26 protein-coding genes are annotated in these 23,780 nt (G+C 69.5%); 25 read left to right on the top strand and 1 reads right to left on the bottom strand.

Going from position 1 to position 23,780, the window contains the following annotated elements; genetic code table 11:
* Positions 1-7 precede the first annotated feature (7 nt).
* The 5 genes from gmhB to D5041_RS02570 all read left to right on the top strand — a co-directional run bounded on the left by gmhB (position 8) and on the right by D5041_RS02570 (position 3,757).
* A complete protein-coding gene (gene gmhB / locus D5041_RS02590; protein WP_265283818.1) occupies positions 8-595 on the top strand; it encodes a D-glycero-beta-D-manno-heptose 1,7-bisphosphate 7-phosphatase in 588 nt (195 codons plus the stop codon).
* Between the two features lie 32 nt (positions 596-627).
* Positions 628-1,398: a lysophospholipid acyltransferase family protein gene (locus D5041_RS02585; RefSeq protein ID WP_010104522.1), complete on the top strand. Its 771-nt coding sequence runs from the start codon at positions 628-630 to the stop codon at positions 1,396-1,398.
* A gap of 176 nt (positions 1,399-1,574) precedes the next feature.
* Positions 1,575-2,480 carry a M48 family metallopeptidase gene (locus D5041_RS02580; RefSeq protein WP_265284368.1) on the top strand — a complete coding sequence of 302 codons (906 nt, stop codon included), beginning with the start codon at positions 1,575-1,577 and terminating at the stop codon, positions 2,478-2,480.
* 19 nt (positions 2,481-2,499) lie between these two features.
* The gene (locus D5041_RS02575) at positions 2,500-2,940 is read left to right on the top strand and encodes a rhodanese-like domain-containing protein (RefSeq protein WP_265282188.1); all 441 of its coding nucleotides are present in this window, start codon (positions 2,500-2,502) and stop codon (positions 2,938-2,940) included.
* Positions 2,941-2,971: 31 nt separating this feature from the next.
* On the top strand, positions 2,972-3,757 hold the full coding sequence (locus D5041_RS02570) for a type III pantothenate kinase (RefSeq protein WP_265283817.1): 786 nt from the start codon (positions 2,972-2,974) through the stop codon (positions 3,755-3,757).
* 10 nt (positions 3,758-3,767) lie between these two features.
* Here D5041_RS02570 and D5041_RS02565 read toward each other — a convergent pair whose 3' ends face one another.
* A complete protein-coding gene (locus D5041_RS02565) occupies positions 3,768-4,214 on the bottom strand; it encodes a phasin family protein (RefSeq protein ID WP_265283816.1) in 447 nt (148 codons plus the stop codon).
* Positions 4,215-4,434: 220 nt separating this feature from the next.
* On the opposite strand from D5041_RS02565, the gene rfbB reads away from it, so the two are divergent.
* The 20 genes from rfbB to D5041_RS02465 all read left to right on the top strand — a co-directional run bounded on the left by rfbB (position 4,435) and on the right by D5041_RS02465 (position 23,779).
* Positions 4,435-5,547, top strand: a complete 1,113-nt coding sequence (gene rfbB, locus D5041_RS02560; RefSeq protein ID WP_265283815.1) for a dTDP-glucose 4,6-dehydratase — start codon at positions 4,435-4,437, stop codon at positions 5,545-5,547.
* The gene (gene rfbD, locus D5041_RS02555; RefSeq protein ID WP_010104528.1) at positions 5,544-6,434 is read left to right on the top strand and encodes a dTDP-4-dehydrorhamnose reductase; all 891 of its coding nucleotides are present in this window, start codon (positions 5,544-5,546) and stop codon (positions 6,432-6,434) included. The genes rfbB and rfbD overlap by 4 nt, the downstream gene beginning before the upstream one ends.
* A 19-nt stretch (positions 6,435-6,453) precedes the next feature.
* On the top strand, positions 6,454-7,338 hold the full coding sequence (gene rfbA, locus D5041_RS02550; protein WP_010104529.1) for a glucose-1-phosphate thymidylyltransferase RfbA: 885 nt from the start codon (positions 6,454-6,456) through the stop codon (positions 7,336-7,338).
* 20 nt (positions 7,339-7,358) lie between these two features.
* Positions 7,359-7,904, top strand: a complete 546-nt coding sequence (rfbC, locus tag D5041_RS02545) for a dTDP-4-dehydrorhamnose 3,5-epimerase (RefSeq protein WP_010104530.1) — start codon at positions 7,359-7,361, stop codon at positions 7,902-7,904.
* Between the two features lie 195 nt (positions 7,905-8,099).
* Positions 8,100-9,818 carry a GspE/PulE family protein gene (locus D5041_RS02540; RefSeq protein WP_265258424.1) on the top strand — a complete coding sequence of 573 codons (1,719 nt, stop codon included), beginning with the start codon at positions 8,100-8,102 and terminating at the stop codon, positions 9,816-9,818.
* Positions 9,811-11,019 carry a type II secretion system F family protein gene (locus D5041_RS02535; protein WP_265258425.1) on the top strand — a complete coding sequence of 403 codons (1,209 nt, stop codon included), beginning with the start codon at positions 9,811-9,813 and terminating at the stop codon, positions 11,017-11,019. Before D5041_RS02540 ends, D5041_RS02535 begins: the two co-directional genes overlap by 8 nt.
* A gap of 152 nt (positions 11,020-11,171) precedes the next feature.
* A complete protein-coding gene (gspG, locus tag D5041_RS02530) occupies positions 11,172-11,615 on the top strand; it encodes a type II secretion system major pseudopilin GspG (RefSeq protein WP_010104533.1) in 444 nt (147 codons plus the stop codon).
* A gap of 33 nt (positions 11,616-11,648) precedes the next feature.
* Entirely contained in the window at positions 11,649-12,140 is a 492-nt protein-coding gene (locus D5041_RS02525) for a GspH/FimT family pseudopilin (RefSeq protein ID WP_265283814.1), read from the top strand.
* The gene (locus D5041_RS02520) at positions 12,137-12,586 is read left to right on the top strand and encodes a general secretion pathway protein GspI (RefSeq protein ID WP_265258427.1); all 450 of its coding nucleotides are present in this window, start codon (positions 12,137-12,139) and stop codon (positions 12,584-12,586) included. The genes D5041_RS02525 and D5041_RS02520 overlap by 4 nt, the downstream gene beginning before the upstream one ends.
* Complete coding sequence (locus D5041_RS02515) at positions 12,586-13,194, top strand: prepilin-type N-terminal cleavage/methylation domain-containing protein (RefSeq protein ID WP_265283813.1); 609 nt, start codon at positions 12,586-12,588, stop codon at positions 13,192-13,194. The genes D5041_RS02520 and D5041_RS02515 overlap by 1 nt, the downstream gene beginning before the upstream one ends.
* Complete coding sequence (locus tag D5041_RS02510) at positions 13,191-14,102, top strand: type II secretion system minor pseudopilin (protein WP_265283812.1); 912 nt, start codon at positions 13,191-13,193, stop codon at positions 14,100-14,102. The genes D5041_RS02515 and D5041_RS02510 overlap by 4 nt, the downstream gene beginning before the upstream one ends.
* The gene (locus D5041_RS02505; RefSeq protein ID WP_265283811.1) at positions 14,099-15,103 is read left to right on the top strand and encodes a PilN domain-containing protein; all 1,005 of its coding nucleotides are present in this window, start codon (positions 14,099-14,101) and stop codon (positions 15,101-15,103) included. Before D5041_RS02510 ends, D5041_RS02505 begins: the two co-directional genes overlap by 4 nt.
* On the top strand, positions 15,100-15,672 hold the full coding sequence (locus tag D5041_RS02500) for a GspMb/PilO family protein (protein WP_265258430.1): 573 nt from the start codon (positions 15,100-15,102) through the stop codon (positions 15,670-15,672). The genes D5041_RS02505 and D5041_RS02500 overlap by 4 nt, the downstream gene beginning before the upstream one ends.
* Positions 15,669-16,190 carry a hypothetical protein gene (locus D5041_RS02495; RefSeq protein WP_265283810.1) on the top strand — a complete coding sequence of 174 codons (522 nt, stop codon included), beginning with the start codon at positions 15,669-15,671 and terminating at the stop codon, positions 16,188-16,190. Before D5041_RS02500 ends, D5041_RS02495 begins: the two co-directional genes overlap by 4 nt.
* Positions 16,191-16,305: 115 nt before the next feature.
* Positions 16,306-18,492, top strand: coding sequence for a type II secretion system secretin GspD (gene gspD, locus D5041_RS02490; protein WP_265283809.1), 2,187 nt, complete (start codon positions 16,306-16,308; stop codon positions 18,490-18,492).
* A gap of 76 nt (positions 18,493-18,568) precedes the next feature.
* Complete coding sequence (locus tag D5041_RS02485; protein WP_138927849.1) at positions 18,569-19,051, top strand: hypothetical protein; 483 nt, start codon at positions 18,569-18,571, stop codon at positions 19,049-19,051.
* 153 nt (positions 19,052-19,204) lie between these two features.
* Positions 19,205-20,329 carry a hypothetical protein gene (locus D5041_RS02480; RefSeq protein WP_265283808.1) on the top strand — a complete coding sequence of 375 codons (1,125 nt, stop codon included), beginning with the start codon at positions 19,205-19,207 and terminating at the stop codon, positions 20,327-20,329.
* A gap of 230 nt (positions 20,330-20,559) precedes the next feature.
* Positions 20,560-21,588 (top strand): hypothetical protein, encoded by a 1,029-nt coding sequence (locus D5041_RS02475; protein ID WP_265258434.1) that lies wholly within the window; start codon positions 20,560-20,562, stop codon positions 21,586-21,588.
* Between the two features lie 158 nt (positions 21,589-21,746).
* On the top strand, positions 21,747-22,649 hold the full coding sequence (locus D5041_RS02470; RefSeq protein ID WP_265258435.1) for a peptidylprolyl isomerase: 903 nt from the start codon (positions 21,747-21,749) through the stop codon (positions 22,647-22,649).
* 152 nt (positions 22,650-22,801) lie between these two features.
* Positions 22,802-23,779, top strand: a complete 978-nt coding sequence (locus D5041_RS02465) for a glycosyltransferase family 2 protein (protein ID WP_265283807.1) — start codon at positions 22,802-22,804, stop codon at positions 23,777-23,779.
* The last annotated feature ends 1 nt before the right edge of the window (position 23,780 follow it).

Genomic DNA, 23,780 nt, shown 5'->3' with positions numbered 1-23,780 from the left:
GGACCCCATGAAACTCGCCATCCTGGACCGCGACGGAACCCTCAACCCGCTGGGGGACGACTACATCACCTCGGCCGACGAGTGGAGCGCCATCCCGGGCGCGCTCGAGGCCGTTGCCCGGCTCAACCACGCGGGCTGGCACGTGGTGCTTGCGACCAACCAGCCGGGGCTGGGCCGGGGCCTGCTGGACGTGGCGGCGCTCAACGCCATCCACGCCAAGATGCACCGGCAGGTGGCGGCGCTCGGCGGGCGCATCGACGCGGTGTTCTTTTGCCCGCACGCGGACGACGAGGGCTGTGCCTGCCGCGAGCCTGCGCCGGGCCTGCTCGAACAGATTTGCGAGCGCTACGGCGTGGAGCCGCACGAGGTGCGCGTGGTCGGCAGCTGCACCGCGCACCTGCAGGCCGGCGCCGCGCTGGGCGCGCAGCTGCATCTGGTGTGCACGGGGCACTCGGCGCACCTCGATCCGGGTGCGCCGCTGCCCGCGGACCTGCCACCGGGAACGCTGCTGTACGCCAGCCTGGGCGGGTTCGCGGACCAGCTGCTGGCCGCCGCGCCCCCGCCCGCAGCCGGGACGCAGCCGGCGCGCGCCTGATGCCGCGGCACGTGGCCCGAGAGACGATCCAGATGGCCGCCCTCCTGCGCTCCGTCATCCACCTGCTCTGGATGGGCATCACCGTGGTGCCCTACGCGCTGGCCATCCTGCTCGCCGCGCTGCTCGGGCTGCGCGCGGCGTGGCGCTACCGCATCGCTGCGGCCTGGCTCTCGCTGTGCATCAGCGGCGCGCGCGTGCTCCTGGGAATCCGCACCCGGATGACGGGCCTGGAAAACCTGCCGCAGGGCGCGGACGCGGGGGCCGTGCTGCTCGTCAAGCACCAGTCCGTCTACGAGACCTTTCTGATGCCCACGATCATGCCGCGCCCCCTGGCCTACGTGTTCAAGAAGGAGCTGCTGCGCGTGCCGTTCTTCGGCTGGGCCATCGGCCGGCTGGACATGATCCACATCGACCGCGACCGGCGCATGCGCGCCTTCACCAAGGTGCTGCAACGCGGCCGGGAACTGCTTGCCCGGGGCGTCTGGGTCATCATGTTCCCCGAAGGCACGCGCACCGAACGCGGCCAGCAGGGCAGCTACAAGAGCGGCGGCGCGCGCCTGGCGATCGACGCCGGCGTACCCGTCATTCCCATCGCCGTGACCTCCGCCCGGGTCTGGCCGCGCAAGGCCTTCGTCAAGCGCCCCGGCGTGGTCGATGTGTCGATCGGCCCGCCGATTGCCAGCGCGGGCCGCAAGCCCGACGAGCTGATGCGCGCGGCGCAGGACTGGATCGAAGCCGAAATGCGCCGCCTCGACCCCGACGCCTACCCACCACCGGCCAGCGCGCCGACGCCACCGGACTAGTGTTCTGCCCCGTAAATAGCAGCACAAAATGAAACGGATGCATTTCGCGCCATGGCAAGGCGCAAACCGCAGCGATACCCTTAGGTATCGCGAGGATTTGCAACGCCGCCATGGCGTGAAAGGCGCAGTTTCATGTGCTGATATTTGCGGGGCAGGACACGAGTGAGCTCGCCATGATGCAGCGCTTCGTGCAACTGGCGCTCGACCTGTTCGACCCTCCGCCCGGCGCCGCCGACGCCGGGCGCGAAGAACCGCCGCCGGCAACGGCAAGACCCGCGCCGCCGCCGGCCGTCCCCCTGCCGTCGCTGCTGTCCCCCGCCGAATTCCGCCACCCCCGGGCGAACGGCGAACTGCTGCTCGGCGACGCCGTGGTGGCCTACGCGCTGCAGCGCGCGCGGCGCCGCAGCATCGGCCTCATCGTGGGGGCCGACGGCCTCTCGGTGCGCGCGCCGACCTGGGTCAGCCTGGGCGCGGTGGACGCGGCGCTGCGCGCGAAGTCCGACTGGATCCTGCGCAAGCTGACGCAGGCGCGCGAGCGCCAGCGGCGCCTGGAGGGCGAGCGCATCGTCTGGACCGACGGGGCCGCGCTGCAGTACCTGGGCGACCCGCTGAAGCTGGTACTCGACCCGGGCCACGGCTTTTCCGAAAAGGGCGGGGCGCTGCTTGCGTGCGCCGCAGGCGATGGCGCCGGGCCCTGCCTGCACATCGGACTGCCCCACGGCGCCAGCGCGGCGCAAATCCGCGACGCCGTGCAGGCTTGGCTGATGCGCGCCGCGCGCCGCCACTTCAGCGCCCGGCTGGACCACTTTGCGCCGCTGCTGGGCGTGCGCTGGACCAGCCTGCGCCTGTCCAGCGCGCAGACCCGCTGGGGCAGCGCCAGGGCCGACGGCAGCATCCGCCTGAACTGGCGCCTGCTGCATTACCGCCCGGCGATCATCGACTACGTGGTCGCGCACGAACTCGCGCACCTGCGCGTGATGGACCACAGCCCGCGCTTCTGGGATACGGTGGCCAGCGTGCTGCCCGACTACGCCCAGCTGCGCAAACACCTGCGCGACGCGCCCGCGCCGCCGTGGGACTGATCCCCAAGGAGGAAGGCATATGACGACACCCCCCCACGCCCCATCAGCCCCCGCCACCCCGCGCCCCGCCGAGGGCTACGCCGGCGACGTCACGCCGCAGCTTGCCTGGCAGTGGGTGCAGGCGGGCCAGGCGGTGCTCGTGGACGTGCGCAGCGACGCCGAGCGCGAATGGGTCGGGCAGGTGCCTGGCGCGGTTCCCGTGGCCTGGAAGCAGTGGCCTGCCATGGCGCTGAACGCGGATTTCGACGCCCGGATGCGCGCCGCCGTCCCCGCAGGAGGTCGGGCCGTGCTGCTGTGCCGCAGCGGCGTGCGCTCCATCGCCGCCGCGCGCCGCGCCACCGAGCTGGGAATCACCGCGTACAACATCCTGGAAGGCTTCGAGGGCGACGCCGACGCGCAGGGCCAGCGCGGCAAACGGGGCGGCTGGCGCTTCCATGGCCTGCCCTGGCGCCAGGGCTGAGCGGCGGGTCGAACCCGGGATAATCCGGCGCATGACTTTTCTGGCCATCGACGTCGGCAACACCCGCCTCAAATGGGCGCTGTACGACGCGCCCCGCCCCGGGGCGACGCTGCTCGCGCAGGGCGCCGAGTTTCTGGACCACATCGATCGGCTCGCCGAAGGCCGGTGGGCGCAGCTGCCGCAGCCGCAGCACATGCTCGGCTGCGTGGTCGCCGGCGACGCCGTCCGGCGCCGCGTGCACGAGCAGCTGGAAATCTGGGACCTGACGCCCTCCTGGGTGGTCTCTTCGGCGCAGGAGGCGGGGCTCGTGAATGGCTACGACCATCCGTCGCGCCTGGGTCCGGACCGCTGGGTCGCGATGATCGGTGCGCGCCACCATGTGCTGGCCCGGGGGCCGGCGCGGCCGCTGGTGGTCGCAATGGTCGGAACGGCGGTCACGGTCGAGTGCGTGGACGCACAGGGCCGCTTCATGGGCGGGCTCATCCTGCCGGGCCACGGAATCATGCTGCGCGCGCTGGAGTCGGGAACGGCGGGCCTGCACGTTCCCACGGGCGAGGTGCGCCGCTTTCCCACGAATACCAGCGATGCATTGACCAGCGGTGGCACCTACGCAATCGCCGGGGCCGTGGAGCGCATGGTGCAGCACGTCAGCCTGCACTGCGGCGCCGAGCCGGCCTGCCTCATGACCGGCGGCGCGGGCTGGAAGATGGCGCCGAGCATGACCCGGCCGTTTGAACTGGTGGACAACCTGATCTTCGACGGCCTGCTGGAGATCGCCGCGCACCGCCTGGGCCCGCCGCAGCAGGCCAGGCCCTGACCAACCGCCCCTACTCCGCGTCTTGCGCGCGCTGCACCAGGGGCCTCTTGGCGGTGACGCGCTTGGTGCCGACGCGTTTGGTGGCGGTCTTTTCCAGGGCGTCCACGCGCGCGCTCAGGGCCTGCAGGTCGTGCGCCGAAGGAACGTCCAGACTGGACAGGACCTTGGCCACGCGCGCTTCAAAGATGTTCTCCAGCTTGTCCCACTGGTTTTGCGCCATGTTGCTCATGCGGCCCGTGGCCGCGGAGATTTTTTCCTCGGCCGCGGCCTGGGTCTTGCGCTGGATGCTCAGGCCTTCCTTGACCAGGGTGTCGAACACCTTGCCGCCTTCCTCCTGCGCCTTCGAGAAGGCGCCCAGACCGGCGAGCCAGATATGTTGGGCGGAGTCTTTGACGGTATCCGACAGCAGGGCCTTGCCCTTCTTGTCGGTGCCGGGTTTCTGCGGGTTTTTGACCATGGGGCCTCCGTTTGGACAGGTGTTCGAGTTTGCGGTTTGCCAGGGTGGGCCGCATGGCCGCACTGTACGCCGCAGTGCGCCCGAGGTACAGGCCCCTGCGCCCGAAAAATGCAGAGCCGGCCGCGCCGCCCTGCGCGCTGCCCCATTGCGCAGACATGGCGGGGGCGGGCGGGGTGGAATAATGGCGCGCTTCGCCCAGGCACTTCACACGGCTCTCCCTATGATTCTGGTTACCGGCGGCGCGGGTTTCATCGGCGCCAACTTCGTTCTCGACTGGCTTGCCGCGTCCAGCGAACCTGTCGTCAACCTCGACAAACTCAGCTACGCGGGGAATCTGCACAACCTGGACAGCGTTCGGGGGGACGCGCGCCATGTCTTCGTACAGGGCGACATCTGCGACGCGGCGCTGCTCGAGCGCCTGTTCGCCGGGCATCAGCCCCGGGCCGTGGTCCACTTCGCTGCGGAGTCGCACGTGGACCGGTCCATCCACGGCCCGCAAGACTTCATCCAGACGAACATCGTCGGCAGCTTCCGGCTGCTCGAGGCCGCGCGCGGCTACTGGAGCCGGCTGCCTGCGCACGCGCGCGCGGCGTTCCGCTTCCTGCATGTCTCCACCGACGAGGTGTACGGCACGCTGGCGCCCGCGGAGCCGGCGTTCAGCGAGACCCGCGGCTTCGAACCCAACAGCCCGTACAGCGCCAGCAAGGCGGCCAGCGACCACCTCGTGCGCGCCTGGCAGCACACCTATGGTTTGCCGGTGCTCACCACGCATTGCAGCAACAACTACGGGCCCTACCACTTTCCGGAAAAGCTCATCCCTTTGACGATCGTCAACGCGCTCGCCGGCCGGCCCCTGCCGGTGTACGGCGATGGCCTGCAGGTGCGCGACTGGCTCTACGTCCGGGACCATTGCAGCGCCGTCCGGCGCGTACTGGACGCGGGCCAACCCGGCCAGACCTACAACGTGGGCGGCGGTAACGAGAAGCCGAACATCGAGATCGTGCACACGGTGTGCGCGCTGCTCGACGAACTGCGCCCGCGCGCCGACGGCCAGGGCTACGCGTGCCAGATCACGCACGTGCGCGACCGCCCCGGCCACGACAGACGCTACGCCGTGGACGCGCGCAAGATCGAGCGCGAGCTGGGCTGGAGACCCGCGGAAACCTTCGCCAGCGGAATCCGCAAGACCGTGCAGTGGTACCTGGAGCACGCCGACTGGGTCGCCAACGTGCAGACCGGCGCGTACCGCGACTGGGTGCAGACCCAGTACCAATCCGCCGAATCTGCCGAATCTGCCCCATCCGCGCGGCAAGCCGCGGACGCCGGCGCATGAACATCCTGCTCTTTGGCAAGGGGGGGCAGATCGGCTGGGAACTGCAGCGCAGCCTGTCGGTGCTCGGCCAGGTCACGGCGCTGGACCGGGGCAGCACCGGGCATTGCGGCGACTTCGCCGACCCGGCGGGCGTGGCCGCCGCGGTGCGCGCGCTGCGCCCGGACGTGATCGTGAACGCGGCGGCGTACACCGCGGTCGATCGGGCGGAGAGCGAGCCCGGGCTCGCGCACACGGTCAACGCCACCACGCCCGGCGCCATTGCGCAAGAGGCTGCGCGGCTGGACGCCTGGCTCGTGCACTACAGCAGCGACTATGTGTTTGACGGCAGCGGCACCCGGCCCTGGGTCGAGACCGACGCCCCGGCGCCCCTGAGCGTCTACGGGCGCAGCAAGCTCGAAGGCGAGCAGCTGATTGCGCAGTCCGGCGCCCGGCACCTGATCCTGCGCACGAGCTGGGTCTACGCCGCGCGCGGCGGCAACTTCGCCAGGACCATGCTGCGGCTGGCGCGCGAGCGCGAGCGCCTGGAGGTCGTCGACGACCAGTGGGGCGCCCCGACCGGCGCCGACCTGCTCGCCGACGTCACCGCGCACGCGCTGCGCCAGCTTCTGCAGCGCCCGCAGGATGCGGGCCTGTACCACTGCGCCGCGGCCGGCGAGACCAGCTGGAACGGGTACGCGAAATACGTGCTGGAGCAGGCCCGGCTGGCGCAGCCGGCGCTGGAAATCCGCGCCACCGAGGTCGCTGCGGTGCCCAGCCATGCGTTCCCGACGCCGGCCGCGCGGCCGCACAACTCGCGCCTGAACACGCACGCGCTGCAAACCCGCTTCGGCCTGAGCCTGCCACCCTGGCAGCAGGGCGTGGCGCGCATGCTCGCGGAAATCCTCTGAACGCCACCGGAGCCGGACCATGAAGCAACGCAAGGGCATCATCCTCGCCGGAGGCTCGGGCACCCGGCTGCACCCGGCGACCCTGGCCGTGAGCAAGCAGCTGCTGCCGGTGTACGACAAGCCCATGATCTACTACCCGCTGAGCACCCTGATGCTCGCCGGCGTCCGCGAAATACTCGTCATCAGCACGCCGCAGGACACGCCGCGCTTCGCGCAGCTGCTCGGCGACGGCAGCCGCTGGGGTCTGAACCTGCACTACGCGGTGCAGCCCAGCCCGGACGGCCTGGCGCAGGCGTTCCTGATCGGCGCGGCGTTTCTCGCCGGTGCTCCCAGCGCGCTGGTCCTGGGCGACAACATTTTCTACGGCCACGACTTTCATGAACTGCTCGGCAACGCGCACGCGCGCAGCGAGGGCGCGAGCGTATTCGCCTACCACGTGCAGGACCCGCAGCGCTACGGGGTCGCGCAGTTCGATGCGCGCGGCAAGGTGCTGGCGCTCGAAGAAAAGCCCGCAGCGCCGCAAAGCAATTACGCCGTCACCGGCCTGTACTTCTACGACGACCAGGTGGTCGGGCTGGCCAGGGGGCTCAGGCCATCGCCGCGCGGGGAGCTCGAAATCACCGACCTGAACCGGCTGTACCTGGAGCAGGAGCGGCTGCACGTCGAGATCATGGGGCGCGGTTACGCCTGGCTCGACACCGGAACGCACGACAGCCTGCTGGAAGCCAGCCAGTTCATCGCCACGCTCGAGCGCCGCCAGGGGCTGAAGATCGCCTGCCCGGAAGAAATTGCCTGGCGCAGCCGCTGGATCGACAGCGCGCAGCTCGAGCGCCTGGCGCAGCCGCTGGCGAAGAACGGCTACGGCCAATACCTGCTGCGCCTGCTGGGCGACAAGGTCCATTGAGGCCCCGGCCCCGATCCGCCATGCGCAGCATCCGGCAATCCATCCCCGACGTCGTGCTGATCGAACCCGAGGTGTTCGGCGACAGCCGCGGCTTCTTCTACGAAAGCTTCAACCAGCGCGCCTTCCACGCGGCCACGGGAAGCGACTGCGTGTTCGTGCAGGACAACCACAGCCGCAGCAGCCAGGGCGTTCTGCGCGGCCTGCACTACCAGCTGCCGCCCCGGGCGCAGGGCAAGCTGGTGCGGGTGGTGCAGGGCGCCGTGTTCGACGTGGCGGCAGACATCCGCCGGGACTCGCCGACCTTCGGCGCATGGGTGGGCGCGCTGCTCACGCAGGAGAACCACCGGCAGCTCTGGATTCCGCCGGGTCTGGCGCATGGCTTCCTGGTGCTCTCCGGGTCGGCCGACTTCGTCTACAAGACCACCGACTACTACAGCCCGGAGCACGAGCGCTGCATCCGCTGGGACGATCCCCGGCTGGCCATCGCCTGGCCCGCGCTGGAGGGGGAGATCCGGCTTTCGGCGAAGGACCGGGCCGGGTGCTGGCTCGCCGAGGCCGTGCTCTGATGCGCCGCCAGATGCCCGCAGGCTGCATGTCAGAATACCCCGCGCGGTGTGGCAGGCCCCTGCCGGCAAGAGCGCCGGCAAGAGCCGCGGGCGGCGGAAATGGCTGCGGCGGCCCGCAGGCCGACCGCCCGGGCCGCTGCCTGCCGTGGTTCAAATGATTCAAATCGTCCGCTCATGCAAGCAAAGGCGCAGGCAATGAACTCCCCATTGGAAATGCTGGACAGGCAGGGCCCTGCCAGCGCCGCGCCCCGGCTCGGGGAAATGCTCCTGGCCGAGCAGAAGCTCTCGCGCAACGACCTGGAGCGTGCGCTCGAGGTCCAGCGCTCCGTGGGTGGGCGCCTGGGCCGCCTGCTGATCAGCCTGGGGCTGGTCTCCGAAGGCGACGTCTATTCCGCGCTCGCGCGCCAGGCCGGGCTGCCGCTGGTGCGCAGCGACGCCTTTCCCAAGGACCCGCCGCAAACCACCCGCTTGAACACCAGCTTTCTGTTGGCGAACAACCTGCTGCCGCTCGGCGACGCGGACGGCGCGCAGGCCATCCCGGCCTTTGCCTCGGTGGAGCCGGGCAACGCCCAGCTGCGCGAGGCCCTGCGCCTGGTGTTCGGCGAGGTTCCGCAGCTCTTCTTCGGGCTGGAGTCCGAAATATCCGGCCAGCTCAACGAGTGGTACCTGCGCGACGCCGCGCCGCCCGAGGACGGCGGCGGCGACCGCCTCGAGGCCTCGGAGTTCATCGAGCATCTGCGCGACATGGCCTCCGAGGCGCCGATCATCCAGCGCGTGAGCCAGATCCTGGCGCAGGCGGTGGCGGCGCAGGCCTCGGACATCCACATCGAGACCTACGAGGAAAAGTCGGTGGTGCGCATTCGCGTCGATGGCGAGCTGCTGCCCATCGACGAGATCGACAACCAGGACGCGCCGGCCGTCGTCTCGCGCATCAAAATCCTCTCCCGGCTGGACATCGCGGAACGCCGCATGCCCCAGGACGGGCGCACCAAGCTGCGCGTGCACGGCAAGGAAATGGACGCGCGCGTGTCCACCATCCCCACCATGTTCGGCGAGTCGGTGGTCATGCGGCTGCTGGAAAAAAACCTCGACCTGCTCACGCTCGACCGCCTGCATTTCACCCCGCCCACGCTCCTGGCCATGCGCCGGCTGCTCGGCGTTCCGCACGGCGTCTTTCTGGTGACCGGCCCCACGGGTTCGGGAAAATCCACCACCCTGTACGCCGCGCTCCAGGAGCTCGACGGCGCGAACCTGAAGATGCTCACGGTGGAAGACCCGGTCGAGTACCGGCTGCAATGGCTCAACCAGGTGCAGGTCCAGCCGCAGATCGGATTGACCTTTGCCAAGGTGCTGCGCTCCTTTCTGCGCCAGGACCCGGACGTCATCATGATCGGCGAAATGCGCGACGGCGAGACCGCCGAAATCGCCGTGCAGGCCGCGCTCACGGGCCATCTGGTGCTCTCCACGCTGCACACCAACAGCGCCCTGGGAGCCATCGTGCGGCTCATCAACATGGGCGTGGAGCCGTACCTGATCACGGCCTGCCTCATCGGCGTGCTCGCGCAGCGGCTGGTGCGCAGACTCTGCGCGCAGTGCCGGGCGCCGCTCCCGCCGGATCAGGCGCAGGCCGCGGCCGCGTCGCTCGGCGTGCCCGCGCCCGCGGGGCAGACGCTGTACCACCCGGTGGGCTGCTCCGCCTGCCGCGAAACGGGCTACCGGGGGCGGGTGGCGATCCATGAACTGCTCGTGCTCACCGACGAGGTGAAGCAAACGGTGCTCCAGAAGGGCGCCACGCTCGGCAGCGCGCAGGGCGCATACGCCGGGGGAAACCTGTTGCAAGACGGCGCGAACAAGGTCTTTCAGGGCTTGACGAGCGCAGAGGAAGTCCTGCGCGTGGCGCGACAAAATGATTGACTTCCAATACGCCGGGCTCACTGCCGACGGCAAGCCCTGCCAGGGGAGCGTGCGCGCGCCGGACGCGCAGACCGCGAGGCTGCGGCTCATCGGCCAGGGCGTGACGCCGGTGCACATCAGCGCCGCGGCGGGCGAGCCCTCCAGCGCCGCGCCGCAGCGCCGCGGCGCCCGGCTCAAGCGCGCCGAGGTCCTGCTCTTCAGCCGCGAAATGGCGCACCTCAAGCGCGCCAACATGCCGCTCGACAAGGCGCTGGCGATGCTCCGGGAAACGGCCGATACGCAGCGGCTGCGGGCCTTCCTCGCCAAGGTGGAGGAAGGCGTGCGCGGCGGCAAGTCGCTGTACCAGTCGCTGCTGCCTTTCGAGCGCGACCTGGGGCGCCAGTACCTGGTGCTGATCCGCGCCGCAGAAGCCTCCGGCGCGCTGCCTGCGGTGCTCAAGGAGCTCACGGAGCAGTTGGAGGCGCAGGACAAGCTGCGCAATTACATCATCTCGACCCTGACCTACCCGCTCATCCTGCTGATCGTGGCCGTGCTCTCGGTGCTGCTGCTGCTCGCCTTCGTCGTTCCCCAGTTCCGCGAGATCTTCGACTCCATGGGCGACGCCCTGCCGTATTCGACCCGGCTGGTGGTTGACCTGAGCGACCTGGTGCGCGCGCACTGGATGGCGCTGCTGCTCGGCCTGGCGACGCTCCTGCTGCTCGGCTCGCGCTGGGCGGCCACCCCGCCGGGGCGCCTGCGGCTCGATCAGCTGCTGCTCGGCCTGCCGCTGTTCGGCCGGGTCATGCGCAATCTGCAGTTCGCCACCTATTTCCGCACCCTGGGCATTCTTTTGCAGCGCGGGGTGCCGCTGGTCGATGCCCTGCGCATCGCCCTGGACACGCTGACGAACGCCGTGCTGCGCAAGGACATGGCGCCGCTGGTGGATACCGTGAAAGCCGGCAAGCGGCTCTCCAGCGGCATCACCTCGCCCCATCTCGGAAAGTCGAGCACCCCGCAGCTGATTCGCGTCGCCGAAGAAACGGGCCAGCTCGACAGCACCTTGCTCGGGCTCGCGGACCGCTACGAGGACGAAGGGCGGCGCAGCATGGCGCGGGTTCTGGCGGCCATGGAGCCGCTCATCATCATCGTGCTCGGGGCGCTGGTGGCGTTCATCATCATCGCCATCCTCGGCGGTGTCCTGTCGATCAACGACACGCTTTGAACTTGCCGGCAATCGCGTTCCTCGCTCTGCGGAACTGTCTTGCGTTTATCATCACAGCCATCCTGACCGGTGCCCCATGAACTCCGGCCACGCGCGCCATCCTGCCGATCAAGAGCAGGATTTGCGCGCAATCCATTTGAAAAAAATCTTCCATGAATACAACAAGAACCCACCCCGACGCAGGCCTGCGCGCGCGCCGCTTTCGGGGTTTTACGCTGATCGAGCTGCTGGTCGTGCTGGTGATCCTGACGCTGCTCGCGGGGCTGGTGGGGCCCAAGGTGCTCGATCAGCTGGGCGGCGCCAAGTCGAAGACGGCGCGCGTACAGATTGCCGAAATCGAACAGGGCGTGGACCTGTTCAAGCTCGACGTCGGGCGCTACCCCAGCGACGCCGAGGGCCTGCGCGCCCTGGTCGATCGGCCCGCGACGGCTGCGGGCTGGAACGGCCCCTACCTGCGCAAGGGCCTGCCCGCCGACCCCTGGGGCGCCGCGTACCTCTACAAGAGCGCCGGACGCAACGGCGGGCCGGACATCTTCTCGCTGGGAGCCGACGGCAAGCCCGGCGGCGAGGGCGAGAACGCCGACATCTACAACTGAGTGCCGGTACACGTCCGGGGTGTTTTGCTGCGCATGAACCGCCCTCCCCGCGCCGTGGACCGCAGACGGGTTCTTCACCATGGCTTTACGCTGCTGGAACTGCTGGTCGTGCTGGTGGTCGCTGCCATCACGGTGTCGGTCGTCGGCGTCGTGGGCCAGGGCATGCTGGAGCGCTCGCGCTACCACCAGACGCTGCGCGACGTCGTCAGCCAGCTCAAACAGGCGCAGGAGCTCAGCGTGCGCGACGGGCGCCCGATCGCCGTCGGCTACCAGCCGCAAACGCGCCAGCTCGTCGTCGATGGGCGCGCGTGCCTGGATATTCCCGAGGCTTTGCAAGTCCGCTGGGAAGCGGCCGAAAGCAGCCCCGGCGTCACACCCGCAAGCGGCGCGACGCTCTTCGTCTTCCTCGCCGAGGGGGGCGCCCAGGGCGGTCTCCTGGCCGTTTCACGGGGCGCGCAGGGAATGGCTTTTCGCGTCAACTGGCTGCTTGGCACCGTCGAGCAGACGGCCCTGGACCCGCCATGAGGGGCCGGCGCGCCCGTCTGCGGCATGGCGGACCTTGCTCCGGCGGCCGCAGGGCCGGGCGGTGGCGTGGCCTGGGCCTGCTGGAGGCGCTCGTGGCCATGGCGATCGCGTCGCTGGCGCTCGCCAGCCTCTACCGGACGGTGGGCCAAAGCTCCCGCAGCGCGGCCGCGCTTCAGGACCGGGTGGAGGCCGCGCTGGTGGCCCGGTCGGCGCTCGCCGGCAGCACCTTTGCCGAAGACGTGCTGCGCCAATCAAGCGGCGTGGCCGGGGTCTGGCACTGGAGCATTCAGGTGCTTCCCGATCAGCTGCGATGGCTGCAAGAGGACGGCCGCCCTGCGGACGAGGCGCCCCTGCGCGCGGCGCAGGTCACGGTCACGGTCACGCGCGGGCCGGGCGGGCCGACGGTCATCACCTGGACCACCTGGAAGCCCTACCGGCCCGCATGATGCAGCGCACCCCCATGCAGCGCGGCGCCGGCGGCTTCACCCTGCTGGAACTGCTCATTGCGCTGGCCGTCACGGCCGCCGTCGTGGCGCTGATGTTTGCCGGCATCGGGATGGTCGGCCGATCGCAGGAGCGCAGCCAGCGCCTGCTCGATCGCTCCGAGCGCATGCTGCTGGTCGGCCAGTGGCTGGGGCGCAAATTCGACGCGCTGCGCACGCTCAGCCGCTACGACGGGGGCACGCTGGTGAGCTTTTTCAACGGCAACGCGGCGGGCGCCGTCTGGGTCGCGCCGCTGCCCGAGCGCGGCGCCGCGGGCGGGCTGCACGTGCTGCGCATGACCCCGTTGCGCCATGCAGACGGCCGCATCGATCTGTCCGTCGAGGCCCTTCCCTACGATGGCGCGCTGATGGCGCTGGACTGGGGGCCCGCGCTGCGCGCGACGCTGCTGACCGACCTGCGCGGCCTGCAGTGGTACTACCAGGACGGCCGCACGGCGCAGTGGACGCAGCAGTGGAAGGCCGCCGGTTTTCCCGCGCGCGTGCGCGTCGAGATCGCCGACGAAACCGGCAGCTGGCCCCCCCTGGTATTCCCCTTGGCGGGGGCCAGATGACGACCCGGCGCATGCCCGCCGGCCAGGGCGCGGCCCTGATTCTGGTGCTCTGGCTCGTGGCCGCGCTGGCGCTGGTGGTGCTCGCCGGCGCCCAGGGGGTGCGCCAGCAAACCCGGCGCACGGCGCTCGATCTGGAGCGCCTGCGCGCCGACTCGGTGCTCGACGCCGCGCTGCAGCTGAGCGCCCAGTGGCTGCTGGCGCACCCGGACAGCCCCTACCGCGTCCAGCGCCTGCCCCTGGGGCCGAACGACGTGTGGGTGGAAATCACGCCCTCGGGCGGCCTGGTCGACGTGAACGTCGCCAGCGAGGCCCTGCTCCAGGCCCTGTTCCAACGCGCGGGCGGACTGGCGCCGGACGCGGCGGCGATGCTCGCCGCGCGCGTGCGCGACTTCATCGACCCCGACGACACACCGAGCGGAATCGGGGGCGCGGAAGCCGCGCAGTACCGTGCCGCCGGCTGGCCCGTGATGCCGCGCAACGCCGCGATGGACGACGTCTCCGAACTGCGCTCGGTTCTCGGGGTGACCCCCGCGCTGTACGCCACGATCGCGCCCCACTTGGGGCTCAACGGGCAGCAGCACATCGAGGTCGATTCCGCGCCCCCCGGGCTCATCGACGTCCTGACGGGCCAGCCGGGTCTTGGCGCGCGCCTGCGCGCCGCGCCGCGGGAAATGCGCGCGGGAATGCTGCTCACGGGGAGCGCGGCCGATTTCTTCACGTCCGTGCGTGCGCCCGGGGAGCAGACGATGCGTGTGCGCGCCTTCGTGCAGTCGGTGGATGCGCGCTGGTGGCAGCGCGAGGTCTGGATCGATCTGGGCACGCGCGAGCACACGCTGACTCCGTGGACCACGCTCACGGTCGAGCCGACGCGGCACTTTGACAAACCGGAACAGGGAATCTCGCCATGACGACAGCCTGGGGACAGCTGACACTTCGCGCGCAGGCCGCGCTCGACCGACTTGCCTGGGGCCTGGGCGATTTGCGCCGGGTGCTGGTCGAGCGCGGCGCCTGGCCGGCGCGCAGGCACAGCGCCGTGGCGGCCGACGGGGGGCTCTGGTGCGTCACCGGCAGCCAGCTGCGCAAGCGGGGCGACAAGCGCCGGGCGGACTGCCTGCTGATTCCCGAGTCGGACTGCCTGTGGGGCAGTCTGCAACTTCCCGCCCTGCCCCGGCGCGCGCTCGATGGGGCCGTCGAAGAGGCCCTGTGGCGCGTCTCGCCCCTGCCGCCGGAGCAGATCGTCGCCACCTGGCGCGCCGAGCTGCAAGCGCCAGGCGAATGGGCCGTGCACTGGGGGCTGTGCCGGCGCAGCGCGCAGGACCAATGGCTGGCCCACAGCGGACTCCCCGCGGACACACCGGTCTACCTGGTGCACCAGGACCAGGCCCTGCCGGTGCGCGGCCCGGCGTGGCGCAGGCAGGCGCAGCGCCAGCGCCGGGTGGACTGCGCGGCCCTCGGCCTGGCGCTGCTCCTGCTGCTGGCGCTGGCGCTGCCCGCGTTCATGCCCCTGATCCTCAAGCACCAGGCCGTGGTGCGCGCCAAGCGGCATGTTGGCGCGCTGGAGCAGCGGACCGCCGCGCTGCGCCAGGAACTCGACGAACTGCGCCGCCAGGCCGCCCTGGCGCAGGAACTGCGCAAGAACCTGGGCACCGACCTGCCGCTGGCCAGCGTGATCGACGCGCTCAGCGAGGCCATTCCGGCAGACGCCTGGCTGGACCGCGTCGAAATCAGCGGCAACGCAATCCGCATCGTCGGCCTGACGGGCGACGCGGGCGCGCTCATCGCGCAGCTCGGGCGCCAGAGCGCATTCAGCGACGTGCACGCCACGGCGGCCACCGTGCGCGACGCGACGGTGAACAAGGAGCGTTTCATTTTCGAGCTGCGCTGGCGCGGCGCAGGAGCCGCGCCATGAGCCGCAACCTCTGGCGCCGCCGCGCCGGCGGCGTGCTGCTGCTGCTGGGCCTGACGGCCCTGGTCTGCGCCGCGCTGGCCTACCGCGCGCTCTGGCTGCGCTACGACAGCACGCTGCAACAGCTGGCACCGCGCAGCGAGCGGCTCGAAGGCATGGTCCAGGCCGGCACCGAGATCGAGGCCCTGCTCGGCGCGGCGCGCGGCAGCGTCGCCCCCTGGCTGCACCCGGCCGGGGAGAGCGCGCCCAACGACATCCAGCAGCAGCTGCGGCAGATGGTCGTGGCCTCGGGCAGCACGCTGGTCTCCTCGCAGGTCGCGCTCGAGGAGCCGGGGCAGGAGGGCAAAGAGGGGGACCAGCAGCTGGCACGCATCCGCATGAGCGCCACCGTCAGCGGCGAATGGTCCGGGCTCGTGCGCCTCACGGAAACCCTGCAAATGCACCAGCCGCCCTTTTGGGTGCGCACGGTCAGCATGGTGCGCGATGGAGCGAGCTCCGGCACCGGGCCGCAAACCGCCCGGCTGACGCTGCAACTCGAGGCGCCGCTGGCGCCGCAGAAGGCGAAACCATGATCCGACCCTGGCACCTGGCCCCCATCTTGGCCGCCGCCGCGCTGGCCGCGGCCGCCTACTGGTGGCACAGCGAAAGAAACAGCTGGCGCGCGCCAGCAGCGCGCAGACCCGAATTGCCCAGCGTGGAGCCCATGCCGCAGCCCACGCGCGCCAGCGTGCACCAGGCGCTCGAGCGCCCCCTGCTGTGGAGCGCGCGCCGCCCGGTGCAGACGGACGAAAAGCCCGGCGGACTGGCCCGGGAGCTGACGCAGTCGCGCCTGACGGCCGTGTTCGAGTCGGGCCGCGAGCGCGTCGCCGTGCTGCTGCGCGCGGACGGCAGCAGCTTCAAGATCACCGGGCAAACCAGGCCCTGGCGCCTGGAAAACTTCGACGGCCGCACGGCCGGCTTCGTTTCCGCAGACGGCGAGCGCGTCGAGCGCTTGCTCGAATCCGGCGCCCCGACCCCGCGCGCAGACCCGCGCCGACCGACCGAGCCCCCGCGCAGCGTACCCCCCCTTACCGGAGCCACCCCCCCATGAAGATTCGGCCATCCCTCCTCTTGCTGTCCATGCTGACCGCGGGCTGCGCCGGCACGCGCAGCGTTCCCCCCACCCGGCCGCAGAGTCTGCGCCCGCCCCTGCGGCGCCGGCCGCGGTGACCCGGCCGGCGCCGGCGCCGCAGACGGGAGGCAAGCCGCAATCCGGTGCTGCGCCCGCGGACCCGCAGGACCAGGACCCGCAGCGCTCCGCCCCCGTCACCGGTTCGCTCCTTTTCCCGGGGACCGATCAGCTCTTCAAGCACGACATCGCCCCCCGGGTGAACCCGGTCCTGAGCACAGGCGCGAAGGTCTCGCTGAACTTCGAAAACGTCACCGTCGCGAGCCTCGCGTCTGCGCTGCTCGGCGACCTGCTGCGCCTGAACTACACCATCGACGCCGGCGGCGATACGGTGGTCAGCCTGCATACCCGTCAGCCGCTGCCGCGCAACCAGGTCCTGGACGTGCTCGACGCCGTGCTCCTGCCGCACGACCTGGCGATCGTGCGCGACAGCGCCGACATGTACCACGTGACCCGGCGCGCGGTCACCGTCGGCGCGCGCCCGGTGGTCGGCGCGGCGCGCTTCAAGGACCTGTCGGGCGCCGGCACGGTCATCGTTCCGCTGAACCACGTCGCTGCCGCGGAAATGGCCAAGATCCTCGGGCCGCTTGCGCCGCGCGAGGCCATCGTCTACGTCGATACCCTGCGCAACCTGCTCGTGCTGCAAGGCAGCAAGGCGCAACTCGGCGGCTGGCTGGAGATGGTCGAGGCGTTTGACGTCGATTTTCTCTCCGGCATGTCGCTGGGGGTGTTCGTTCTCGAAAACGTGAACGTGAACGTCGTGCGCGAGGCCTTGCAGACCATGCTCGGAACCGAGCCCTACGCGGGGAACGCCGGTGCCGCGAAGGGTGCGGCGGCCGGTGCCCAGGGCGCGTCCGCGCAGGTGGCCAACCCCTTGGGGGGGCTGATCCGGGTGTTCCCGGTCGAGCGCCTGAATGCGCTGGTCGTGGTCACGCCGCGCAGCCAGCTGCTGACCCAGGTGGAAACCTGGATCCGGCGCCTCGACCGCCCCACCGACGCGCTCGAAGCCGGCCTCTTTGTCTACCTGGTGCAAAACGGTTCCGCGCAGCAGCTGGCGGACATGCTCACCAGCCTGTTCGGCGGCGAGTCCACCGCCAGGTCGGGCGGCGGCGTGGCCACGGGCTCCGCGCCCACGCAATTCAGTCCGGGCGCCGGACGCGCCTCGTCCGCCGGCAGCAGCGCCAACACCTCGGGCAGCAGACCGCCGGCGGGATCGACCCCGACCCTCCAGAATTCGGGCGGAAACGACCGGCCCCCGCCGGGCGGCTCCACGCCCGTACCCGCGAGCCAACTCGACGGCAATGTGCGCATCGTCGCCGACGAAAAGCGCAATGCCCTGCTCATCCGGGCCCCGCGCACGGAATACCGGCGCATCGAGCAGGCGCTGCGCGAACTCGACAAGGCGCCGTCGCAGGTGCTGATCGAGGCCAGCATCGTCGAGGTCAACCTCACGGGCAACCTGCAATACGGCGTCGAATGGTTCGTGAAAAACAGCCTCTCGGGAAGCCGGGAGGGGCAGGCGCTGCTGAACATGCACAAGAATGGAGACATCGGCGCCAAGCAGCCCGGCTTCTCGTACACCCTGCTGAACAAGGCCGGCATCGTGCGCGCCACGCTCAATGCCCTGGCCGAAAAATCGCAGGTCCGCCTGCTCTCCAGCCCCTCCGTGCTGGTGCTCAACAACCACAACGCCACCATTCAGGTCGGCCAGCAGCAGCCCGTGAAGAACTCCACCGCGGTGACCGCGGGCAACCTCATAACCGAATCCATCACCTACAAGGACACGGGGGTGATGCTCTCCGTCACGCCGTCCGTGAACGCGGGCGGTTTGATCACCATGGACATCTCGCAGCAGGTCACCGACGTCGGCGACCTGGACTCGGCGACGGGCCAGCGCGCGTTCCTCACGCGCCAGATTCAGACGCGTGTCGCGGTGCGCTCGGGCGAGCCCATCGTGCTCGGCGGGCTGATCCGCGAAAACGACACCAACGGCCGCAGCGGCGTTCCCATCCTGTCGAGCATCCCGCTGCTGGGCGCGCTGTTTGCCAACACCACGAACAACAACAACCGCACCGAGCTGCTCGTGCTGATGACGCCGCGCGCGCTCGAAGACGACGATCAACTGCGCGCCGTGAGCGCGGAAATGCGCCAGCGCATGCGCAGCATGACCCTGGATTCGCAGCCCTTTGGGCTGCGCACCGAAGACCCGGCGGCGTCCAAGTAAGCGGACCCAGGATTTCCGACTCTCCCCCAAACGATCTCAGGAGATTTTTCGTATGCCAACTCCCGCCAAACCTTTCATGAGCAGGACACAGGCCATGCGCCGCCGCGCGTGGCTGGCGCGCATCGCGGCCCCCGCCGCGCTGCTCGCGCTCGCAGGCTGCACCACCCCCGGCGTGGCCCCGTCGCCGCAGGACGACGAAGCCGCGCTGCTGCAGCGCGCCCGGGCGTACTGGGCGCTGGTACACAGCAACGACAACGTCGCCGCCTGGGCCTACGAGGAGACCTCGAAAAATCCCCAGGCCACGCTCGATGGATACCTGCGGCGCGGCGGCGGAATCACCTACGACGCGCTGGAGGTACGCGGCGTGCGCAATATGGAGGCAGACCGCGCGATCGTAAATGTGTGGATGCGTTACTCGCTGCCCCTGCTGCGCATCAAGGGGCAGGAGGTTCTCGCAGAAGACGAATGGCGCCGCCTGGACGGTGTGTGGCACCACGTGCTGCGCCGCAGCTCGGCGTTGCCCAAGGAGCCGCCCCAGGAGACATCCCCGGCGCAATAAGTTGTCCATCAGTTGACACCGCGTTGCAAATAAGTTGTGAACTTTGATGACGCATAGCTAATAAGATCACCGCGACCCAAACGTAAGTACAAATGGGTTGCGTACCCGGCCTCGTGCCGGGGAGCTTTCTTCAATTAGCGAAGGACTGAGAAGATGAAAAAATTTGCAATGGCAACCGCTGCGGTTGCCGCGCTGGGTGCTGGTGTGGCGCAGGCGTACACCGTGGGCACCTTCAGCAATGGCCTCGTGGTTCCGAACGTGATCCACAACGGCGAAGGCGACACGACCGCCATCGGCCTGATCAACCAATCCGGCGGTGACCGCGCCGTGTACTGGACGTTCTTTGACGAGAACTCCCACGCGCTGAGCAGCGGCTGCTTCAAGATGGGCGACCGGGGGTTCCACCCCTTCATCTGGGCTGTGGAGTCCGGCTCCGGCATGTCCGGCCAGCGTGGCTACCTGGTGTTCGCCCTGGGTGAAACGGCCGGGACTCCCGGGGTTCCCGCCGTTCCTGCCGTTCCTGCCGTTCCCGCCGTTCCTGGCGTTCCCGCTGTTCCCGCAGGTCGTCTCCCTCCCACCCCTGCCATCGCTGCTATCCCGGCCATCCCTGCCATCCCGGCCATCCCTGCCATCCCGGCCATTCCGGCCGTCCCCGCCGTTCCGCACCCGGACTGCGCCGACATCGCCACGCTGGCCACCGTCGGTGATACGGCCCGGATCTCCGCCAGCGCCTTCCAGGTCAATATCGCGAACAAGAGCGTGTCCTACGTTCCCGTGATCGACGGTCCCCTGACGCTGGCCGCTGCAGCAACCGACCTCACACGACTGGACCGGGGCAGTTTGACCGGCGTTGCGGGCGCCGCGGACCTGGCGGCTGCGAACGCCGCGGACCAGACCCGCTTCCACATGCGCTACACCATCTCCCCGGGCACCGACACGTCCCTGGTCCTGTGGTCCACGGGGGACCACCGCGGCACCTACGCCGTCGACGCGTACGACGACAACAAGCAAAATCGCAGGCGGGTGAACTTTGGCCTGAAGAAGGGCCATCTGGACGTTGTCAATCCCAAGACCGACTCCAATCTGGCCGAAACCGACGCCGATGGCTTCATCGAGTGGGTTCCGAGAAACGGTGGCGCCGCCCCGCGCGACATGGCGGACCTGGGTGGCACGGCCGCCCACGCCCTGGCCGTTGTCGGTGGCTCCGTGTTCACCTACTCGCTCATTGAATCCAGCGACCTGGGCGCAGTGCAAACCATTCTGGGCGCGCACCGCTGATCACGGCATGTTCCGTGGCAGGCGCCCCGGCGCCTGCCACGGAACAGGGAACGTTGCCTGAACACAACAAATTGGCCGAAGTTGCGAATCCGTTGTGGACAGGTTGGAAATTAGTTGAAAATTTGGCCGGGGCCAGTATAAGATCGCCCCAACCCAAACGGAGTACGGATGGGTTGCAGTTCCCGCACAGAGCGGGAAAGCTTCCTTCAAATTATCTAAGGACTGTGAAGATGAAAAAATTTGCAATGGCAACCGTTGCAGTCGCCGCGCTGAGTGCTGGTGTGGCGCAAGCGTACACCGTGGGAACCTTCAGCAATGGCTTTGTGGTTCCGAACGTGGTCCACAATGGCGCAAGCGACACGACCGCCGTCGGCCTGATCAACCAATCCGGCGAAGCCCGCGCCGTGTACTGGACGTTCTTTGACGAGAACGGTGGTGCGCTGACCAGCGGCTGCTTCGCGATGAAGAACCGGGACTACCAGCCCTTTGTCTGGTCTGCGGAGTCCGGCTCCAGCATGTCCGGCAAGCGCGGCTACTTGGTGTTTGCGCTGGGTGAAACCGTGGCTGCCCCCGCTGCTGTCCCCCCAATCGCCTTCGCTCCACACAAGGAATGCGCCGATTCCGCCGGGTTGCAGACCAATGGAACCCTTGTCGCCGCCAACACTTCCCCTGTCGCTGGCGCCAAGATTTCCGGTAGCGCTTTCCAAGTGAACGCTACCAACAAGGATGTGGCTTTTATTCCAGTGATCGACGGCCCTCTGTCGATGGTCGCAACAGCCGACCTCACGCGCTTGGACCCGGGCAATTTGACCGTCGCTGCAGGTGCTCCGAGCGTGGGGGCTACCGCCGCGGGGGCTGCCGCCCCCACTGCCCCCCAGCCCACATTCAGCATGCGTTACGCCGTTGGCACGGGCCTCGACACGTCCGTGGTCGTGTGGTCCACGGCTGACCAGCGCGGCACGTACGGCGTTGACGTCTATAACGACCAGCAGGTCCGCAAGCGGCTGAACCTCGTCCTGAAAAAGGGCAAGATGAATGTTTTCGATCCCAAGACCCTCGCCGGTCTGCCCAGCACCCATACCGATGGTTTCATCGAGTGGACTCCGGGTAACGGTGGCACCGCTCCGCGTGACTTTGCGGATCTGGGTGGTACGGCCGGTCAGGTCTTGACCGTGGTTGGCGGCAGCGTTTTCACCTACTCGGTGGTCAACTCCAGCGACCTCAGCGCAACGCAAACCATTCTGGGTTCGCACCGCTGATTCCCGGGCGCATGGCGGGCGCCTTGGTGCCTGCTGAATGCGCTTCGGTCCGCCTTTGCGGGTGGATCGGTTGAAGGGTAGAAAAAGATGGCGCCGCAAGGCGCTGTCTTTTTTTGCGTTGCACAGCGACGCTTGGATGATGGAGTTTGCACCGGCCTATGCGCAATCGTTTTGGAAATTCCCGTCGGGCCCTGGCCCTGCTGGCACTCGCGGGCCTGTGGGCTGTCTCTGCGGCGGCGGCCGATCCCGCAGCGGAGCCGGGTCTGCTGCGCTTCTCCGGCGGTGAGACGATCACCGCTTCGGACCTGTCCCGGTATCTGGACCAGCGCATCGACCTGCGCGGCAGGGCGCGCGACAGGTGGGGGGTGCAGAAGGTCCTGCGCGAGATGGCGCTGGCGCGCGCGCTGGTCTGGGAGGGGGAGCGCATGGGCGAGCCGCGCCTGTCCGCGGAGGCGTCCGAGCGCTTTGACGACGCGTATGCCCTCGCGGTCTCCAAAAGGCTCAGCCCACGCTGCGAAGCGCCGGCCGACAGCGCGGCGGCGCGCAGGTTCTACGAAGAAAACCCGCAGGCCTTCATGGTGCCGCCCATGCTGCGCCTGGGCCGGGTGATGCTGCCGGCCAGCGCGCAGGTCGAGGGGGTTGCGGCGCGCGACTGGCTGGCGGCGCAGGCGCGCGCCATGGCGGCTGCAAGCACGACGTTCGACGCCGTCGCGCAGCGCGCCGACGGCGTCTACCGCCTGGAGCCGCAAGGGGATCTGGGCTGGGTCCTGCTCACGCAGGAGAACGCCGTTCTGCGCCGGCTCGCGGCGGCGCAGGCGGGGGAACTGGTGGGGCCTGTGCGCGATGGTGACTTCGTGTATCTGTTTTTGGTCCACGAAAAGCGCGACGGCCGCCCGCTGGCCTGGGACGAGGTGGCGGTCTCCGCCGCTGCGCGGGCGCTGAACTACTGTCGCGAGAACACCCGCAAAAAGCTCGAGGATGCGCTCTTCGCCAAATACGGCGTGGTGCTCGACGACGCAGAGATCGACCGGCTGTTCGGCAGGCCGCGCTCCGACGAATAGCGATCGCGCGCAGCCGCGTTCTGCACAGCGGACAGTACAATAGCCGCCTTCCGGAACCCCGTAGTCCGTCCCGACAGGTGCCTTGCAGCGCGCGGGCTGGTCGGGTCTCTCTCCCCCATCCCTTTGAGCGATTGCATGCGCAGCCCCGTTGAATGTCCCACGTCCGCGCTTCCGTATTGATTCCTGTAAAAAACGGTGGCCCGCTGCTTGGTGAAGTGCTGGACACCCTGCTGCGGCAGCAAACCCCTTGGCCGTTTGAAGTCATCGTGGTTGACTCGGGGTCCAGCGACGGCTCGGTGGAGCGGGTGCGCGCGCGCGGCGTGCGCTGCGAGGTGATTGCGCCCGAGGCGTTCGGTCACGGGCGCACGCGCAACCACCTCGCGTCTCTGTCCCGGGGCGAGTTCCTGGTCTTTCTGACGCAGGACGCGCGGCCTGCGAGCGCGCACTGGCTGAACCATCTGGTCGCGGCCTGCGCGGCAGAAGACGACGTCGCCGGGGCGTTTGGCCCGCACCGGGCGTATCCGCACGCGCGCCACGTCACGCACCGCGAATTGGATCAGCATTTCGCGGGCTTTGGCGACCAGTTATCCGTGGTGCGCCTGCAGGACCGCGCCCGCTTCGCGGCCGATCCGGGCTACCGCCAATGGCTGCATTTTTTCTCCAGCAACAATGCCTGCATCCGCCGTTCGGTGTGGGAGCGCCTGCCCTTGCCGGACGTGGCGTTCGCCGAGGACCAGACCTGGGCCCTGCGCGCGATCGAAGCCGGGTACGGCAAGGCCTACGCGCCCGAGGCGGCGGTCTACCACTCGCATGACTTTGGTGTGTGGGAAACGCTGCAGCGCAACTTCGACGAGGCACGCTGCTTCAGGGTCCATTTCGGCTACCGCGGTCAGGACAGCATGCTGCGCGCGCTGGCGTCGGTCCTGCAGCTGACCCGGCGCGATGCGCGCTGGCTGCGCGAGGCCGGCCTGCGCGGCGCGCGGCTGTGCAGGAACGCGCTGTACATGGGCGGCATCGAATGCGCCCGGATCGCGGGGCAGTACCTGGGAACGCAGCACGCGCGCCTGCCCGCGTGGCTGCTGCGCTGGGTCTCGCGCGACGAGCGCTTGCAGCGCGCGCGGGCGGGCTGAC

The organism is Verminephrobacter aporrectodeae subsp. tuberculatae (genome assembly GCF_026127385.1).
Taxonomy (GTDB): Bacteria; Pseudomonadota; Gammaproteobacteria; order Burkholderiales; family Burkholderiaceae_C; genus Acidovorax; species Acidovorax aporrectodeae.
The sequence above is the reverse complement of the archived record's forward strand: the minus strand, read 5'-3'. Positions and strand labels throughout refer to the sequence as shown.